The sequence below is a fragment of the Azospirillum aestuarii genome (assembly GCF_016632405.1).
Lineage (GTDB): Bacteria > Pseudomonadota > Alphaproteobacteria > Azospirillales > Azospirillaceae > Azospirillum > Azospirillum aestuarii.
Window position 1 is genome coordinate 1 of sequence record NZ_JAEPIV010000027.1, and the last position, 15,874, is coordinate 15,874.

Annotated in this window: 17 protein-coding genes; 13 read left to right on the forward strand and 4 right to left on the reverse strand. The window is 70.1% G+C overall.

What is annotated here, in order from left to right:
• The 3 genes from JJL56_RS27195 to JJL56_RS27205 form a co-directional block, all read left to right on the forward strand.
• Positions 1-227, forward strand: a 227-nt coding sequence (locus JJL56_RS27195; protein WP_200485806.1) for a TRAP transporter large permease subunit, incomplete at its 5' end; no start/stop codon positions are given.
• Positions 228-305: 78 nt separating this feature from the next.
• The gene (locus JJL56_RS27200) at positions 306-983 is read left to right on the forward strand and encodes a TerC family protein (protein WP_145626132.1); all 678 of its coding nucleotides are present in this window, start codon (positions 306-308) and stop codon (positions 981-983) included.
• 81 nt (positions 984-1,064) lie between these two features.
• On the forward strand, positions 1,065-3,263 hold the full coding sequence (locus JJL56_RS27205) for a methyl-accepting chemotaxis protein (RefSeq protein WP_247891286.1): 2,199 nt from the start codon (positions 1,065-1,067) through the stop codon (positions 3,261-3,263).
• Positions 3,264-3,311: 48 nt separating this feature from the next.
• Here the strand turns inward: JJL56_RS27205 and JJL56_RS27210 are convergent, their stop codons facing one another.
• Positions 3,312-3,515 (reverse strand): hypothetical protein, encoded by a 204-nt coding sequence (locus tag JJL56_RS27210; RefSeq protein ID WP_145626133.1) that lies wholly within the window; start codon positions 3,513-3,515, stop codon positions 3,312-3,314.
• A 214-nt stretch (positions 3,516-3,729) separates the two neighbouring features.
• Between JJL56_RS27210 and JJL56_RS27215 the strand changes: the two genes are divergently transcribed.
• Both JJL56_RS27215 and JJL56_RS27220 read left to right on the forward strand, forming a co-directional pair.
• Positions 3,730-4,773 carry a hypothetical protein gene (locus JJL56_RS27215; protein ID WP_200486990.1) on the forward strand — a complete coding sequence of 348 codons (1,044 nt, stop codon included), beginning with the start codon at positions 3,730-3,732 and terminating at the stop codon, positions 4,771-4,773.
• Between the two features lie 129 nt (positions 4,774-4,902).
• A complete protein-coding gene (locus JJL56_RS27220; protein ID WP_145626135.1) occupies positions 4,903-5,226 on the forward strand; it encodes a hypothetical protein in 324 nt (107 codons plus the stop codon).
• A 90-nt stretch (positions 5,227-5,316) separates the two neighbouring features.
• Here JJL56_RS27220 and JJL56_RS27225 read toward each other — a convergent pair whose 3' ends face one another.
• A complete protein-coding gene (locus JJL56_RS27225; RefSeq protein WP_145626136.1) occupies positions 5,317-5,925 on the reverse strand; it encodes a cold shock domain-containing protein in 609 nt (202 codons plus the stop codon).
• 312 nt (positions 5,926-6,237) lie between these two features.
• Here JJL56_RS27225 and JJL56_RS27230 point away from each other — a divergent pair, with 312 nt between their 5' ends.
• The 8 genes from JJL56_RS27230 to JJL56_RS27265 all read left to right on the forward strand — a co-directional run bounded on the left by JJL56_RS27230 (position 6,238) and on the right by JJL56_RS27265 (position 13,421).
• Positions 6,238-7,470: a flagellar hook protein FlgE gene (locus JJL56_RS27230; RefSeq protein ID WP_145626137.1), complete on the forward strand. Its 1,233-nt coding sequence runs from the start codon at positions 6,238-6,240 to the stop codon at positions 7,468-7,470.
• Positions 7,471-7,495: 25 nt separating this feature from the next.
• Positions 7,496-8,893 carry a flagellar hook-associated protein FlgK gene (gene flgK / locus JJL56_RS27235; RefSeq protein ID WP_200486991.1) on the forward strand — a complete coding sequence of 466 codons (1,398 nt, stop codon included), beginning with the start codon at positions 7,496-7,498 and terminating at the stop codon, positions 8,891-8,893.
• Positions 8,894-8,897: 4 nt separating this feature from the next.
• The gene (locus JJL56_RS27240) at positions 8,898-9,962 is read left to right on the forward strand and encodes a flagellin (RefSeq protein ID WP_200486992.1); all 1,065 of its coding nucleotides are present in this window, start codon (positions 8,898-8,900) and stop codon (positions 9,960-9,962) included.
• A gap of 40 nt (positions 9,963-10,002) precedes the next feature.
• Positions 10,003-11,139, forward strand: a complete 1,137-nt coding sequence (locus tag JJL56_RS27245; RefSeq protein WP_145626140.1) for a flagellar basal body P-ring protein FlgI — start codon at positions 10,003-10,005, stop codon at positions 11,137-11,139.
• A gap of 45 nt (positions 11,140-11,184) precedes the next feature.
• Complete coding sequence (locus JJL56_RS27250) at positions 11,185-11,469, forward strand: rod-binding protein (RefSeq protein WP_247891287.1); 285 nt, start codon at positions 11,185-11,187, stop codon at positions 11,467-11,469.
• On the forward strand, positions 11,466-11,993 hold the full coding sequence (locus tag JJL56_RS27255; RefSeq protein WP_145626142.1) for a flagellar protein FlgN: 528 nt from the start codon (positions 11,466-11,468) through the stop codon (positions 11,991-11,993). The genes JJL56_RS27250 and JJL56_RS27255 overlap by 4 nt, the downstream gene beginning before the upstream one ends.
• A 134-nt stretch (positions 11,994-12,127) precedes the next feature.
• Complete coding sequence (locus tag JJL56_RS27260) at positions 12,128-13,129, forward strand: glycosyltransferase family 9 protein (RefSeq protein ID WP_200486995.1); 1,002 nt, start codon at positions 12,128-12,130, stop codon at positions 13,127-13,129.
• A 127-nt stretch (positions 13,130-13,256) separates the two neighbouring features.
• A complete protein-coding gene (locus JJL56_RS27265) occupies positions 13,257-13,421 on the forward strand; it encodes a hypothetical protein (RefSeq protein WP_186452943.1) in 165 nt (54 codons plus the stop codon).
• 31 nt (positions 13,422-13,452) lie between these two features.
• Here JJL56_RS27265 and JJL56_RS33775 read toward each other — a convergent pair whose 3' ends face one another.
• Both JJL56_RS33775 and JJL56_RS27275 read right to left on the reverse strand, forming a co-directional pair.
• Positions 13,453-13,821 carry an EAL domain-containing protein gene (locus JJL56_RS33775; protein ID WP_200486996.1) on the reverse strand — a complete coding sequence of 123 codons (369 nt, stop codon included), beginning with the start codon at positions 13,819-13,821 and terminating at the stop codon, positions 13,453-13,455.
• Positions 13,818-15,836, reverse strand: coding sequence for a diguanylate cyclase domain-containing protein (locus JJL56_RS27275; RefSeq protein WP_200486997.1), 2,019 nt, complete (start codon positions 15,834-15,836; stop codon positions 13,818-13,820). Before JJL56_RS27275 ends, JJL56_RS33775 begins: the two co-directional genes overlap by 4 nt.
• Between the last annotated feature and the right edge of the window lie 38 nt (positions 15,837-15,874).

The following is a 15,874-nucleotide window of genomic DNA, read 5'->3' on the forward strand; positions in this document are numbered from 1 at the left end:
TGGACCCGGTGCAGTTCGGCATCGTCATGCTGATCAACTGCGCGCTCGGCCTCAACACCCCGCCGGTCGGCACCACCCAGTTCATCGGCTGCGCCATCGGCGAGGTCTCCGTCGGCGAGGTCATGCGCTCCATCACACCCTTCTACGGCGCCCTCTTCGTCACCCTCCTCCTCGTCACCTACGTCCCGACCTTCTCCCTCTGGCTGCCCCATCTCCTCATGCGCTGACCGGGCGCCCTCACCGCACACAAAGGATACCGCGGGGCGCCCCAATCACCGGGCGCCCCGCTGCAATGGAGACCAATCATGCTGACCGCCGAACTCTGGCCGCAACTCGTCGCCTTCGGGCAGGTGGTGGCCATCGATCTGGTGCTGGCCGGCGACAACGCCATCGTGGTCGGCATGGCCGCCGCCGCCGTTCCCCAGGAGCAGCGACGCAAGGTCATCATGTGGGGCATCAGCGCCGCGATCGTCCTGCGCATCATCTTCGCGCTGATGACCACGCAGCTTCTCGCCATCATCGGCCTGACGCTGGCCGGCGGCGTGCTGTTGCTCTGGGTCTGCTGGAAGATGTTCCGCGAACTGCGCACCGGCGGGGCGGAGGAGATCACGCCGGAGGAGGCTCTCGACGCCCCCGACGTCCTGCCCGGAACCGCCTCCATCAACGACAACACGGCGGTCGCCGCCGTGGGGACGGCGGCCGTGGGCGCCGCCGTCTGGCAGATCGTGGTGGCCGATGTGTCGATGTCGCTTGACAATGTGCTGGCCGTGGCCGGTGCTGCCAAGGAGCATCCGACCGTGCTTGTGCTCGGCCTGCTGCTCTCGGTGGCGTTGATGGGTGCCGCCGCGAACGTAATTGCACGTGTTCTGCACAAACATCGCTGGATTGGTTGGATCGGTCTTGCGATCATCACTTATGTTGCGCTCGACATGGTCTGGCGGGGCTCGAACGAGGTTCTGGCCCACACGGCCTGGCTCGGCTGACGGGAAGTGAGGACAAGGCCTGCCGCGGACGGCGAGCGGCGGCGCCAAGAGAAGCAAGACCGCCGTTGGGGAAGGGATGACATGTCCAAACCGTTAGAGATTGCCCAGGATAAGGCGGTGCGCCCAAGCCGGCTGGGGGGCGTTCAGGGGCGCCTGTTCACCGGTGTCGGCGCCGTGATGTGCTGCACGCTTGTCGCCGTCGGGGTGGCGCTGACCGGATACGCCGGCTTCGGCCGGACGCTCCAGGTCATCACCGCGGAGGCCGTACCGTCCGCGCTCGGCGCCCTGCGGGCGGCCCAGCACGCGGGCCGCATCGACGCGCTGGCCCCCGCCTTCCGCTCCGTCTCCAGCAAGGAGGAGAAGGCGGATCTGGCGGCGCGCATCGCCATGGAGCGGCACGACTTCGAGCGCGAACTGCGCGATCTGGCCGAGTTGGAACAGAGCAGCGCCAACGCCGCGTCCCACGCCGGCGGACAGTCCGAAACCGCCGCCGCCAGCAGCGCCGCCCAGGCCCTGCTCGCCAACGTCACGCTGCTCGATCAGGCGGCGGACAAGCGGATCGGGCTGAGCGACCGCCGCGACGCGCTGCTGGAGCAGGTGACCATCGCCACGCGGCGCCTGTCGCAGCTCGTGGCGCCCTGGAAGTCGATCCACGGCAGCGGGGTGGACATGCAGCGCGCCGCCTTCCGGGACGACACCCGCCCGGCGGAGGAGCGGCTGCAGGCCGGCGAGGAGTATCTCAAAACCGAGGAACAGCTCGCCATCGTCCGCGGCATCGACGACGGCGCCAGCACCGTCCGCGGCCTGCTGACCGAAGCCGCCGCCAGCTTCGACGAAAACCGGCTGTCGATCATCGAGGCGCAGACGCGCATCCTCGTGACCACGATGACCGCCAACGCCGGACAGCTGCCCGACGCCTCGCGCGAGGCGATGGCCGAACCGCTGAAGGCGATCGAAACCCTCTCGATCGAGCCGAACGGGCTGCTTCCCACCCGTCTGGCCGAGCTGGAGATCCTGAAGGCGCAGCGGGACCTGCTGACCAACAACCTCAGCCTGTCCGAAACGCTGTCCATGGCCGTCGTGAACCTCGTGCACACGCAGGAGGGCGCCATCACCACCGCCGCCGAGGTCAGCGAGAAGGCCCTGTCCAACGGCACGATCCTTCAGATCGGAGTCGGCGTGGTCAGCCTGCTGCTGTCCGCGCTGGTCGCCCTGGTCTTCGTGCGCCGCATGGTGGTGCGCCGCCTGCTCATCCTCCAGGGCGGGATGGAGCGGATCGCCGCCGGCGATCTCGACGTGACGGTTCCGTCCGGCGGCCGCGACGAGATCTCCGCCATGGCCCGCACGGTGGAGGTCTTCCGCGAGAACGCCCTCGCCAAGCGCCGGCTGGAGGCCGAGCAGATCGAATCCGCCCGCCGCGCCGAGGAGGACCGCAAGCGCTCCCTGGAAGAGATCGCCAGCAGCTTCGAGGGGGCGGTCGGCAGCGTGGTCAGCCGCTTCGTGGCGGAATCCACCGAAATGGAGGAAAGCGCCCGCAGCATGTCGGCCACGGCGGAGGAGACCAACCGCCTCGCCACCAGCGTCGCCGCCGCGACCGAGCAGACCTCGGCCAACGTGGAGACGGTCGCCGCCGCGTCGGAGCAGCTCACCAGCTCCATCGAGGAGATCACCCGCCAGATCACCGAGTCCACCAACATCGTCCGCGAGGCGATGACGCTGGCCGAGCGCGCCAACGGGCAGATCGGCGGCCTGGCGGACTCCGTGCAAAGCATCGGGCGTGTGGTCGATCTCATCAACGACATCGCCAGCCAGACCAACCTGCTGGCGCTGAACGCCACGATCGAGGCGGCGCGCGCCGGCGAGGCCGGCAAGGGCTTCGCCGTCGTCGCCAACGAGGTGAAGGCGCTGGCCGCCCAGACCGCCCGCGCCACCGGCGAGATCGCCGCCCAGGCCGCCGGCATCCAGAGCGCGACCGGCGAGGCCGTGCAGGAGATCCAGGCGGTCGTCCAGGTAGTCACCCGCGTCGGCACCATCGGCGCCACCGTCGCCGCGGCGGTGGAGCAGCAGAGCGCCGCCACCAAGGAGATCGCCCGCAATGTCCATCAGGCGGCGCTGGGCACCACCGAGGTGACGCAGACCATCGCCGGCGTCAACGCCGCCGCCGACCGCAGCGGCACCGCCGCCCGCACCCTCCTCGACAAGGCCCACGACCTCGCCGACGGCGCCAACGCGCTCAACCGCGAGCTGTCCGGCTTCCTCCAGCGCGTCCGCGCGAGCTGATGAAGACGCCCTTCCCCGCGGCGGTGCGCGGGGAAGGGCGTTCCTCCTTTACTCCGAAATCACGATCTGGCGTTCGCGCCCGCCCTTGCCGACGATCTTCAGCACGCGGCGACCACGCTCGTCGCGGCTGGATTCGTCCAGCACGACCCGCCCCAGCGCGGCCAGCAGGTGAAGAAGCTCACTGTTCGAGGCCACGCCGAAGCCCTGACGAAGCTCCGCCAGCAGAATCTCAGTCTCATCGCGCGTCGTCACGGGCATGGGCTCCGGTTATGGTTGCGGACATCAGCCTGCCGCAGGACGGGCGCCGCTGTCGAGTGGCCTGAAAGCGGAAGACAACGGCTTGACAGGCGGCTTGACAGGCGGCTTGACAGGCGGCTTGCCAGCGCGCCCTCCGGCCACTACGGTCACTGCCCATATCGTCGCCCCCGCGCCCAACGGCACCGGCGGGCCAGTCAGGAGAGGCAGCATGGCAAAGACAGGCAACGGGCGGAACGGCGCGGGCAAGCCGGCGTCCGGAACGTTCGCGGGCACGCCGGCGGACCGCCTGGTCCGCTATTGGCGCAACAGCGACCGCCGCTTCGACGAATTGCTCGACGAGACGCTGGACGCGGGTCGCCAAGCGGTCCTGGAAGCCGCGCTGGGCAAACTGCGCGAGGAAGAGCAGCCGGAATTCCTCGACGAGGTGGAAACCATCGCCGAGTCCGTCCGCCGCACCGACTCCCAGGGCGACGACATGATCGCCACTCTCTTCTGGCTGGCGGTCGAGGTGTCCGGCGACCTGTCGCAGCCGCCCGCCGTGGAGACCATCGAAGAGGCGCTGGATTCCACCGGCCTGCTGGAAACCGCCGCCGACACCCGTCTGCTGCCGGTCTGGCTGGAGCCGGAAGCGCTGGTCTATCTGGAGGCCGCCGACCGCCGCACCCTGCTGTTGCGCATGCTGGAGTCGACAGACGCGGCGCTGAGCTTCGTCCGGGACGGCGATCTGCTGGCCGATCCGGCGGACGCCGGCACCCGGCTGGTCGGCGTCGTCGGCCTGATCGAGGAGCAGGCGGAGGCCGTCGAGGCCGCCGGCGAGGACGCGGTTCCCGATTTCCTCGGTCTGGCCCGCGTCGGCGAGGACGGCGAACCCGAACTCGACCCCGCGGAGGAAACCCGCATCCGCGAGGCGCTGACCCGCTTCACGGCGGCCATCCAGGGAGCCGACCCGCGCGTCCAGCGCTGCGAGCCGGCCGGCGGGCTGAACGACCTTCTCGACCTGATCGCCGAGGCCGATTGGACGGACAACGGCGAGCTGGCGGAACTCGCCTCCTTCATCGACGTGGCGAGCGACGAGACGGCGGACGCCGTGGTGGACGTGGTGGTGACCAGCACCGCGCACGGCCTGTTCGTCCGCGCCTTCAACGCCGACGGGCGGCTGCTGGACGAGCGGGCCTTCACGCTGCAGGGCGACGAGGCCGCCCAGGCCGTCGCCCTGCTCCAGCAGCGCTGCCGGAGCGTCACGAAGGAGTAAAAAGAGGCGGTTCCCGCGCGTCTTGTGACGGGGCGCCCATTCGCCACCCTGTTGTTCGGCGCGGAAATCGGGTACACCCCTATTGGCAACCCGGTTTCCTGTCCCCACCCCAGTCTTGGAGCTTCTTCGATGCGCGACCAGTCACTCTCCATCGCCGAGGCGGCGGCCTGGCTGAAGTGCTCGGAAGCCGAGGTGGAGGAACATGTGCAGGCGGGCCGGCTGCGCGCCGACCGGCTGGAGCCGGCGATCGACCGGATCTCGCTCAACACCGTCATCGTCCTGGCGGAGAGCCTGCCGGTCGAACGCCGCATTTTCGAGGTGCGCGAGGCCGCCGGACGGATCGAATCCTCCGAATCCCGCGGCCACTACCCGTCCCGCTCCTCCGGCGGCATGGACCAGCGCCCGCCGGTCGTCGTGGAGCGCCGCCCCTCGCGGTCCTTTACCCCCCGCTGACGGCCCTCCCGCTGACGGCGTCAGCCGGGGTCCCGGTTTGAATCAGTCGCTGCTGGGCGGACAACCCGGCGGCGACTGATTCCCGTTGGCTCAGACCAGTTCGACGCGCAGCGCGGTCGGGCCGCCGTCGCTCGGCACGGCGACGAAACGCACGTCCTCGCCGTCGGCCACCACTTCCAGCCCGGACTGGCGCAGGATCGCCCGGTCGAAATAGACGCCGATGCCCGTCTCGTCGTCCCACGGGTCGATCAGGCCGGATTGGCTGTCCAGATTGTACCAGCGCACGGTTCCGTAGATCATCTCGCCTGTGGGCACCGGCATCAGGGCCGGGGCAGCCCGCTCGGCGCGCCGCGGCTTGGGTTCGCGAACGGCGGCCGGGGCCGGGCGGACGGCCTGGGGATCGCCGGCCTCCAGCTGGCGCTGCCGGCGCTGCTTCGGCGCGCGGGCCGGCTTGGCCTCCGCCGGGTCGGCGGGGGTGATGGAATGGATGGCCACGACCTGCGGCCCCTTCGGGGTTTCGGCGATGTCGCAGACGAGGCCGGTGCCTTCGGTCAGCGACACCTCGCCCAGCGAGGCGAGAACCCGGGAATGCAGAAACGCCTCACCGCTTCCGTCGGCGAAGCGGACGAAGCCGAAGCCCTTGTCGGCCTTGTACCATTTGACGACCGCCGTAACCTGCTGCTTTTGCTCTTCGCTCACTCTGGACACTCGATGCATGGAGGACAACCGGTCCAACAGTGACCGGATTTGTCGATCCGCGCAATGCGGCATCCGTTCGCCGCCCCCGCAATCGCATTTCGCTTTCACCCTTCTCCTTTGGGAAAGAGAGGCGTGCCCGGCCGCCGGCCCAACGGACGGCCGCCGCAAAAGAGCGGAAAATTTTAAGTAAACGCCTGGAAACGCTCTTTAAATCCGCTTTAAAAGCCGCCCTGTACTCTCCCTTTCGAAGTCCATCGCGGAGAATCCCGTGGCTCGCTTCCGGCCCAACCGATTTAGGATGAGGATCTCCCGATGAGCCTGTTCAGCGCCATGCGGTCCGGTGTGAGCGGCATGTCCGCGCAAAGCTCGCGGATGGCCGCCATTTCGGACAACATCAGCAACTCCGCCACCATCGGCTACAAGCGCGCCGCGGTCGACTTCTCGACGCTGATGACCTCCTCCGGTGCCACGAGCAACTACGCCGCGGGCGGCGTGCGCTCCAACGTGCATTATCAGGTGTTGAAGGACGGGACCATCCAGGGCACCCAGTCCGCCACCGACATGGCCATCGAGGGGCGCGGCTTCTTCGTCGTCGCCGACAACGCCGGCAACACCGGAACCTCGCCCGGCTACGCGCTGACCCGCGCCGGCAGCTTCCTGCCCGACGACCAGGGCTTCCTGCGCAACAGCGCCGGCCAGTATCTCCAGGCCTGGAAGCTGGGACCGGACGGCAGCCTGCCCGCGGTGAACCGCAGCAGCTTCGACGGGCTGAGCGCCGTCTCCATCGCCGGGCTGGCCTATGGCGGCAGCAAGACGACGCAGATGAGCTTCGCCGGCAACCTGCCGGCGCAGGCCACGAACGGCACCAGCTTCGACACCTCCACCTCGCTCTACGACGGTCTCGGCAACCCGCTCGACGTCACGATGACCTGGACGAAGACGGCCAACCCGAACGAATGGACGCTGTCGGTCACGCCGCCCGCCGGCTACACCGCGACGCTGTCCACCAACACCGTCACCTTCGACACCACGGGCGCCAACGCCGGCCTGCCGGCGGGCGCCCTGCCGCAGATCACGCTGACCTCGCCGGCCAACCCGACGCCGGACACCGTCAACGTCACCGTCGGCAACCTGACGCAGCTCAACGGCGATTACGTGCCGCAGTTCATGGGCGACGGCGCGCGCGCGGGCCGCGTCAGCACCGTGGACGTCGACAAGGCGGGGACGCTGTGGGCCGTCTACGACAACGGCGCCCGCCAGCCGCTCTATCAGGTGCCGGTCGCCGACGTGGTCAACCCCGGCGGGCTGGTCCCCCAGGACGGCAACACCTACACGCTGGGCATCGACAGCGGCACGATGACGCTGAGCAACGGCAACAGCGGCACCGCCGGCTCGGTCGCCGGCTACGCGCTGGAGCAGTCGAACGTGGACATCGCGGAGGAGCTGGTGTCGCTGATCGAGACGCAGCGCGCCTATTCCTCCAACGCCACGCTGGTGCGCACCGCCGACGAGATGGTGGACGAGACCACCCGTCTGAAGCGCTGACGGACGGGAAAGGGGATAGCCCGCCATGAGCCTCCAACTGGCCCTCAGCGCCGCCCTGTCCGGGCTGCGCGCGACCCAGCAGCAAGCCGCGCTGGTGTCGCACAACATCACCAACGCCACCACCGCGGGCTTCGTCCGCAAGGATCTGGCCGTCTCCACCGCGATCAGCGGCGGGCGCAGCCAGGGCGTGCGCGTCGACGGCGTGCTGCGCAGCGTGGACGAGTTCCTGATCCGCGACGCCCGGTTCGAGCAGAGCCGCTACAGCGCGCAGGAAACCCGCGCCTCGGCGTTGGCCGACTACGCCACGGCGCTGGGCCAGCCGCAGGACGAGCGGTCCGTCTCCACCGCGCTGGCCAAGCTCCAGCAGTCCTTCAGCCAGCTCCGCAACCAGGCGGACAACGAGGCGGCGCGCTCCGCCGTGGTGGACTCCGCGGAATCGCTGGTGCGCCGCCTGCACGACACCGCCACCGCGGCGATCACCGTGCAGAACGACGCCAAGGCGCGGCTCCAGTCCTCCGTCGACGAGGTCAACCGCTCGCTCGTCCGCATCGGGGAGCTGAACGGCGCCATCGCCACCCAGAAGGCCAAGGGCGCCGAGACCGGCGACCTGATGGACGAGCGCGACCGGCTGCTCGACCAGGTGTCGAACGAGATCGGCATCCGCACCCACACCCGCGAAAGCGGCGAGGTCGTGGTGATGACCCGCAACGGCCAGACGCTGCTCGACCGCGAGCTGCCGGCGGGCGCCCAGCCGCTTCAGCTCGTCGGCGGCGATCTGGTGGCCGGCGGCAAGATCATCTCCGACAACCCGGACCAGGACATCCAGAGCGGGCGCATCATGGGCTATGTCCAGACCGCCCACCAGGACATGCCGCGGGCGCTGGCCCAGCTCGACGAACTGGCGGCGGGCATCGTCCGGCAGTTCCAGGCGGCGGAGGCCGACCCCACCCAGCCCGGCCTGTTCACCGACGCCGGCGCCGCCTACGGCGCGACGGAAGGTCTGGCCTCGCGCATCGCCGTCAACGGCAGCGTGCGAAGCAACCCCTGGATGGTGCAGAGCGGCGTCCAGGCGGGCGCTCCGCTGCCGTCCGGCGACACCACGCAGATCGACCGCTTCCTGAACGCCTTCTCCGCCACCCGCAGCTTCGCCGCGGCGGACCTGCCCTCCTCGGCCACGCTGGGCGACTACGCCACCGGCATGGTCTCCACCCAGCAGGGCTACCGCACCACCGCCGAGTCCGAGATGAAGACCCGCAAGATCAGCGCCGACGCGCTGCAATCAGCGCGTCTCAACCGCGACGGCGTGAACGTCGACGACGAAATGCAGAAGCTGCTGCTGATCGAGCAGAGCTACGGCGCCAGCGCCCAGGTGCTCCAGGCCGCCGGGCGGATGCTCGACACGCTGCTCCAGATCCGGAACTGACGCCATGCTCTACAACGCCGTCTCCACCCTCGGCCTCAGCAAACGCCTCCAGACCGCCAACACCGAGCTTCAGCTCGAACGGCTGCGCAACAACGACGAGATCGCCAGCGGCAAGCATTTCGACGTCGCCAAGGCGCTGGGTGCGCGCACCGGGCAGGCCATCGCGCTGCGCAACCTGTATGATGAGACCGACCAGACCCTGAAATCAACCGCCCTGCTGCAGGGGCGGCTGGGCACCATGGACAGCGCGCTGACCAACATCCTGTCCGCGGGGCAGGACGTTCTGGCCGCCGCCTCGGTCGGGCTGGGCCAGCCCTCGCCCACCGGCAGCTCGCTCCAGGTGCGGGCGCGCGCCATGCTGGAGCAGGTGGTGGGGATGCTCAACGCCTCCTCCGGCAACGGTTACCTGTTCGGCGGGGTGGAGGTGAAGGCCGCCCCCATGCGCGCCGTGCAGGGCGACGAGTCCGGCCTGCCCTCCCCCATCCAGATCGTGCAGGACACCATCGCCGCGGCCACCGGGGGCACCTCGTCGCCGCAGACCCCGGCCGAGACCGCCGCCGCCGTGGCGGCTCTGGACGGCCTGTTCGCCGCACCGTCGGCCGCGCCTCTCGGCTTCGAGGGTGGGTTCTATCTGGGCGCGCCCTCGACCGCGCCGCGCCTCAGCGCCCGGCTCGATCGCTCGACCGAGATTCCCTACGGCATCCAGGGCAACGACCCGGCCATGCGGGACCTGCTCCAGGGCCTCTACATGCTGGCCAGCGTCGACACCAGCCAGCTGCCGCTGGACGCCTACAAGCCCTACATGGAGGCCGCGGTCGCCAAGGTGTCGGGCGGCATCGAAGGGGTGCGCGACGCCACGGCGCAGCTGGGCATCCACCGCGCGCAGCTCGACGACATCGCGGCGATGAACACCACGCAGCTGCGCATCCTCAACGACCAGCTCGACGCGATGGAAAGCGTCGATCCGGCGGAGGCCAGCCTGCGCATGAACCAGCTCGAGGTGCAGATCGAGGCGACAGCGGCGGCCACCGCCCGCATCGCCCGGATGAGCCTCGCCAATTACCTGTAGGACGGCACGGCCTGCCTGCGGGACGATGAAAGACGGTCTGATGAAGCATGGTCCGATCCGCCGAGCCCTCCGCGTGGCAGCGCTGGCCGCGGCCTGCCTGCTGGGCGCCGCCGCCATGGCGGGCGATGGGCTGGCCCAGACGCGGGTGAAGGATCTCGTCACCTTCGACGGGGTGCGCCGCAACCAGCTCATCGGCTACGGCCTCGTGGTCGGGCTGAACGGCTCCGGCGACCGGCTGATCAACACGCCCTTCACCGAGCAGAGCCTGAAGGGCATGCTGGAGCGGCTGGGCATCAACACCCGCGACGAGGTGCTGCGCACCCGCAACGCCGCGGCGGTGATGGTCACGGCCTCGCTGCCGCCCTTCGCCCGCCAGGGAACGACCATCGACATCACCGTGTCGGCGCTGGGCGACGCCACCAGCCTGCTCGGCGGCACGCTGCTGGTTACGCCGCTGCTGGGCGCCGACGGGCAGGCCTACGCCGTGGCCCAGGGGTCGCTGTCGGTCAGCGGCTTCTCCGCCGGTGGGGTGGCCGCCAACGTGACCAAGGGCGTGCCGACGAGCGCCCGCATCGCCAACGGCGCCATCGTGGAACGGGAACTGAAATTCGCGCTGGACGAGACGACCGCGGTCCGCATGGCGCTGCGCAACCCCGACTTCACCACCGCCAACCGCATCGCCGACGCGGTGGCGGTGCGGCTGGGCAGCAGCGCCGTCCATGTGCTGGACGCGACCACCGTCGATGTGCGCATCCCGCCCCGCTACACCGGCGCGGTCGCCCGGCTGATCGGCGACATCGAGCAGCTCACCGTGCGCCCGGACGGTATCGCCCGTGTGGTGGTGGACGAGCGCAGCGGCACCGTGGTCATCGGCGACGACGTGCGCATCAGCCGCGTCGCCATCACCCAGGGCAATCTGACCGTCCGCGTCGTGGAGACGCCGCAGGTATCGCAGCCGCAGCCCTTCTCCGACGGGCAGACGGTGGTGGTGCCGCGCACCGACGTGCAGGTGCAGGAGGGCAACGGGCGCCAGTTCGTCACCATCGGCGGCAACGTCAGCCTGCAGCAGCTCGTCAACGGGTTGAACGCGCTGGGCGTCGGGCCGCGCGACATGGTCGCCATCCTCCAGGCGATCAAGGCGGCGGGCGCCCTGCACGCCGACCTGGAAATCATCTGACAACTCGGGCTGGACGACAAAGCGATGGACATCTCCTCCCTTTCCATGACCGCCCCCACCGCGAAATCCGCCACCCCAAACCGTGCCGCCGAAAAGGCCGGGCAGGAGTTCGAGGCGCTGATGGTCGGGCAGATGCTGGAATCCATGTTCGCCGGTGTGGAGACCGGCAGCGCCTTTGGCGGCGGCCAGGGCGAGCGGACGTGGCGCAGCTTCATGCTCCAGGAGTACGGCAAGGCCATCGCCGAGGCCGGCACGCTGGGCATCGGCCGCATGGTCGAGGCCGACGTGGCCCGCCTCTACGGCCAGACAAGCGAAGGAACCAAGGGATGAGCCGCCGTTTCAAGGACCTGATCCGCGAATTCGCCCCCGACGCCAAGCCGGAGGCGGACGCCGCCCCCATCGCCACGCCGGAGCCCGAGATCCCAGCGCTGGCCGACGGGCCGACCGCCGTGGTGATGACGGAGTTCCTCGACACGGTGGCGGAACTTAGCGTCCTGCTGGACGAGGAGACGGCGGCGCTCGCCGCCGGCGATCTGGAGGGGCTGGAGGGCTACGCCCGGCGCAAGCAGGCGATGGCCGACCGTCTGGGCGGCATCATGACCCAGGCGCAGTCGGGCACGCTGCGGCTGAACGACGACCTGCGCGCGATGATCCTTGAGCGGGTGGAGCGGCTGGACCGCGCCATCAACGACAACGCGGCGGGGCTGGTCGCCATGCGCAAGGCCGTGCTGTCGATCAACCGCAGTCTTCTGGTGGCGCTGGAGAAGGCGGCCAGCGACGGCCTCTACGCCCCTTCCGGCCACGCGGTGCGCCCGGTCGAGCTGTCGGCGTCGGGCCTGAACGCGGAGCTGTAGGCCCAGCCCATCATAGCCTTCTCCCCAGAGGGGAGAGGGGATTGAAGGACAAGCGCCTTGCGGAGGGTTCCGCCGCCGGAGACGGGCCGCTATAGTCCGCCGTCCGCTTGGCCGCATCCTCCCGAGGCTTCCGCATGCCCGCAACCGACCGCGCCGGCTCCCCGTCGCTCGCCGTTTTCACCCATGGCGAGCTGATCGGCGACGCGCTCATCAAGATTCCCTTCGTGCGCGCCCTGCGGGGGCTGTTCCCGGATCACCGGATCACCTGGATCACCACCGAAGGCACCCATCTGGCGACCACGCTGCGCCCGATGATGGACGGGCTGATCGACGAGTTCCGCGCCGACACCGGCATCGGGCGGAGCCCGCTCGGCCTGCTGAAGCCGATGCCCATCCGCGAGCGCTTTTCCCTGGTGCTGGACACCCAGGCGCTGCCCTGGCGGACGTTGCTGGCGCGGCGGTTGAAGCACGACGTGTTCGTCTCGGCCTGCGCCGGCTACCGCCTGTCGGACCGCCGCCCGCCCCCCGGCTACAAAGAGCCGCGGCATGTGCTGGACCGCCTGTTCGACCTGCTGGAGGTCGCCGGCGGGCGGCGTCCGCCGCTGGACATGGCCGTGCCCATCCCGGCCGAGGCCGAGACCGAGGCGAGCGCCGTCCTGCCCGACGGGCCAAGCTACGTCGCCATCGCGCCGGGGGCGGGCAAGCGCGTGAAATGCTGGCCGCTGGACCGCTTCGTGGAGCTGGCCCGCGCCCAGGTCGCCGGTGGGCGGGTGCCGGTCTTCATCCTCGGCCCGGCGGAGCTGGACTGGCTGCCCGAGCTGCGCGCCGCGGTGCCGCAGGCGCTGTTCCCGCTCCAGGACGCCGAGTTGGCGGAGCCGCGCTACTCCCCGGTGCGCACCATCGCGCTGACCCGGCGCTGCGCGGCGGCGGTCGCCAACGACAGCGGGACCAGCCATCTGTTCGGCCTCGCCGATGTGCCGCTGCTGACCCTCTACGGCCCGACCATCGCGGAGAAGCTGCGCCCCAAGGTGACGCGGGGCACCGTGCTGACCGCCGCTGCCTTCGGCGGACGCGAGATGGAGCGCATTCCCGCCGACGCCGCGATCCGGGAGGTCGAGGCGCTGATCGGTTCGTGAACCGCACTCGCCATTCGTTCGGGCACCCCGCTTCCCCCCGCAAACCCGCCGTTGGAGAATTCCGGCGCCAAAGCCACCGCTCGCCTGTTATGGTTGCGGGAAGCCTCTCGCACCACGGGGTTCGGGCATGGAAGAAAAGCTGATCGCCTACATCGGCCGGTTGAAGGAGCAGATCGCCACCCTGCGCTCCGCCGATTTCACCACCCCGGAGGAACGGGTGTCGTGCGAGGCCGTGGCCGACAGTTTGGAACTGGTCGTGCGCGAGTTGACGGGCCTCATCGAAATCCGCTGACCCGCGCCGCGAAGATGTCCGTGGCGACGCCTCACGCCGGCTCGTAGAAGCGCGCCAGCTCGGACGCCGGGACCGGGCGTCCGATCAGATAGCCCTGGAGTTGGTTGCAGGACTCGTTCTTCAGCAGGGTCCGCTGCTCCTCCGTCTCCACGCCCTCCGCCGTGACGGCGATGTCCAGGCTCTTCGCGAGCGCCAGGATGGTGCGGATGATCGACAGCGACTCGCGGTTCTCCGCCATCAGCTGGACGAAGGAGCGGTCGATCTTCAGCTTGTCGAAGGTGAATTTCTGAAGGTAGCTGAGGCTGGAATAGCCCGTGCCGAAATCGTCGAGCGCGATGCGCACCCCGGCGGCCTTCAGGGCGGTCAGCGCGGCCAGGGCGCGCTCGGTGTCGTCGATCATCCCCCCTCGGTCACCTCGATCTCCAGCCGGTGCGGCGGCATTCCCTCCTCTTCCAGGATGCCGAGGATGGTGGCCGGGAGGTCGGAATGGCGGAACTGGATCGGCGACAGATTCACCGCCACCTTGACCGGATCGGGCCAGCTCCGGGCGTCCCGGCAGGCGGTGCGCAGCACGAACTCGCCGAGTTGCATCACCAGCCCGCTCTCCTCGGCCAGCGGCACGAACTCCGACGGCGGGATCATGCCGCGCTCCGGATGCTTCCAGCGCACCAGCGCCTCGAAGCCGAGGATGCGGTGCGTCCGGCAGTCCTCCAGCGGCTGGTAATGGACGCAGAGCGCGCCGTCGCTCAGCGCCTGGCGCAGGTCGCGCTCCAGGCCTCGGCGGGCCTGCAGCCGCTCGTCCATTTCCGCCTCGAAGAAGCGGAAGGTGCCCCGCCCTTCCGACTTGGCGCGGTAGAGGGCGGTGTCGGCGTGCTGGAGCAGAGCTTCCGCCGCGGTGCCGTCCTGCGGGAACAGGGCGATGCCGATGCTCGTCCCCACCACCATGCGCTGGCCGTCCAGCTCGGCCGGGGCGCCCAGCGCCCTCACCAGCCCGTCGGCCAGGGCCAACGCCTCGCCCGGCTGGGCGATGCGGTGCAGCACGGCGAACTCGTCGCCGCTCAGCCGCGCCACGGTGTCGTGGCTGGGCACCGCCTCCAGCATGCGGCGCGCCATCTCCTGCAGCAGCCGGTCGCCCGCCGGGTGGCCCAGCAGGTCGTTCACCGCCTTGAAGCGGTCGAGATCCAGATAGAGCACCGCCACACCGGTGTGCGCCCGCCCCGCGCTGGTCAGCGCGCCGTTCAGCCGGTCGAGGAACAGGGAACGGTTCGGCAGGCCGGTCAGCAGGTCGTGGTTCGCCATGTGGCGGATGCGTTCCTCCGCCCGCTTGCGCTCGCGGATGTCGCGGACGGCGACGACGCGGGCGGGACGGCCCTCGTGCGTGATGTCCTGTCCGTGCGCCTCGACCATCACCAGCGTGCCGTCGTCGTGCAGCAGGTCCAGCTCCACCCGCTCGGAGGTCGGATGGGCCAGCTTGCGCTCGATATCGGAGCGGCGGTTCTGCACCACGAAGCCCAGCATGGACTGGCCGATGAACGCGGCCGATGGCTTGCCCAGCAGCTCCGCCATGGCTCGGTTGACGTCGAGGACCACACCGTCGCGGTGAATGACGATGCCCTCCGTGGTGGCGTCGGCGAGCTGGCGGAACCGCTCCTCGCTGGCCCGCAGCCGGGCCGCCTCGTTCGCCGTCCGCGCGGCCAGCCGCTGGTCGACGATGGCTCCGGCGAGGCCCAGCGCCATCACCACCGTGGCGGTCACCGCGATGGCGACCGCCAGCAGGCCCGGCTCCATGATCTGGTCGGACATGTCGTGCAGCGGGTCGGGGATCAGGGTGACGCCGGCCATGCCGGTGAAATGCAGCCCGCAGATGCCCAGCGCCAACAAAGCCGCGCCGACCGCCAGCCCCTTCAGCGACCCGATCCGCAGGGCGGCGGTGAAGCCCGCCCCGCCCAGCAGGACGCCCAGGCCCAGCGCCACCGTGACGTAAACCGGGTCGTAATGCAGGTTTGCCGGCACCTGGAGCGCCGCCATGCCGGTGAAATGCATGGCGGTCGCCGCGGCCCCGGCGACGGCGCCGCCCAGCGGAGCGGCCAGCCGCCCGCCGCCGATGGCGTGGCGGATGCCCACCGCGGCGCCGCCGATGGCGATCAGGATCGACAGGACCGTCAGGCCGACGTCGTAGCCCATGGGCAGGCTGGTCCGGAAGGCCAGCATGGCGATAAAATGGGTCGCCCACACGCCGCCGCCGGTCGCCGTCGCCGCACCGGCCAGCCAGCCCCAGCGCGCCCGTCCTGCCGCCGCCGCCGCGCGGCGGGCGAGGTTCAGGGAAACCCAGGCACCGAAGCCACAGACCGCCGCGGCCAGCAGCACGAGCCACAGATCATGCTGCTGGGTTATGCAGGCATACACACGCATCATCCGGCGTTCATCCCGTTCCGGCGGCTTGGTGCCGCTTG

What these genes read in the sequence shown, in the direction of transcription:
- JJL56_RS27200 (WP_145626132.1), top strand. Translation starts at nt 306, where the DNA reads ATGCTGACCGCCGAACTCTGGCCGCAACTCGTCGCCTTCGGGCAGGTG.
- JJL56_RS27205 (WP_247891286.1), top strand. Translation starts at nt 1,065, where the DNA reads ATGTCCAAACCGTTAGAGATTGCCCAGGATAAGGCGGTGCGCCCAAGC.
- JJL56_RS27215 (WP_200486990.1), top strand. Translation starts at nt 3,730, where the DNA reads ATGGCAAAGACAGGCAACGGGCGGAACGGCGCGGGCAAGCCGGCGTCC.
- JJL56_RS27220 (WP_145626135.1), top strand. Translation starts at nt 4,903, where the DNA reads ATGCGCGACCAGTCACTCTCCATCGCCGAGGCGGCGGCCTGGCTGAAG.
- JJL56_RS27230 (WP_145626137.1), top strand. Translation starts at nt 6,238, where the DNA reads ATGAGCCTGTTCAGCGCCATGCGGTCCGGTGTGAGCGGCATGTCCGCG.
- flgK (WP_200486991.1), top strand. Translation starts at nt 7,496, where the DNA reads ATGAGCCTCCAACTGGCCCTCAGCGCCGCCCTGTCCGGGCTGCGCGCG.
- JJL56_RS27240 (WP_200486992.1), top strand. Translation starts at nt 8,898, where the DNA reads ATGCTCTACAACGCCGTCTCCACCCTCGGCCTCAGCAAACGCCTCCAG.
- JJL56_RS27245 (WP_145626140.1), top strand. Translation starts at nt 10,003, where the DNA reads ATGAAGCATGGTCCGATCCGCCGAGCCCTCCGCGTGGCAGCGCTGGCC.
- JJL56_RS27250 (WP_247891287.1), top strand. Translation starts at nt 11,185, where the DNA reads ATGACCGCCCCCACCGCGAAATCCGCCACCCCAAACCGTGCCGCCGAA.
- JJL56_RS27255 (WP_145626142.1), top strand. Translation starts at nt 11,466, where the DNA reads ATGAGCCGCCGTTTCAAGGACCTGATCCGCGAATTCGCCCCCGACGCC.
- JJL56_RS27260 (WP_200486995.1), top strand. Translation starts at nt 12,128, where the DNA reads ATGCCCGCAACCGACCGCGCCGGCTCCCCGTCGCTCGCCGTTTTCACC.
- JJL56_RS27265 (WP_186452943.1), top strand. Translation starts at nt 13,257, where the DNA reads ATGGAAGAAAAGCTGATCGCCTACATCGGCCGGTTGAAGGAGCAGATC.
- JJL56_RS33775 (WP_200486996.1), bottom strand. Translation starts at nt 13,821, where the DNA reads ATGATCGACGACACCGAGCGCGCCCTGGCCGCGCTGACCGCCCTGAAG.
- JJL56_RS27275 (WP_200486997.1), bottom strand. Translation starts at nt 15,836, where the DNA reads ATGATGCGTGTGTATGCCTGCATAACCCAGCAGCATGATCTGTGGCTC.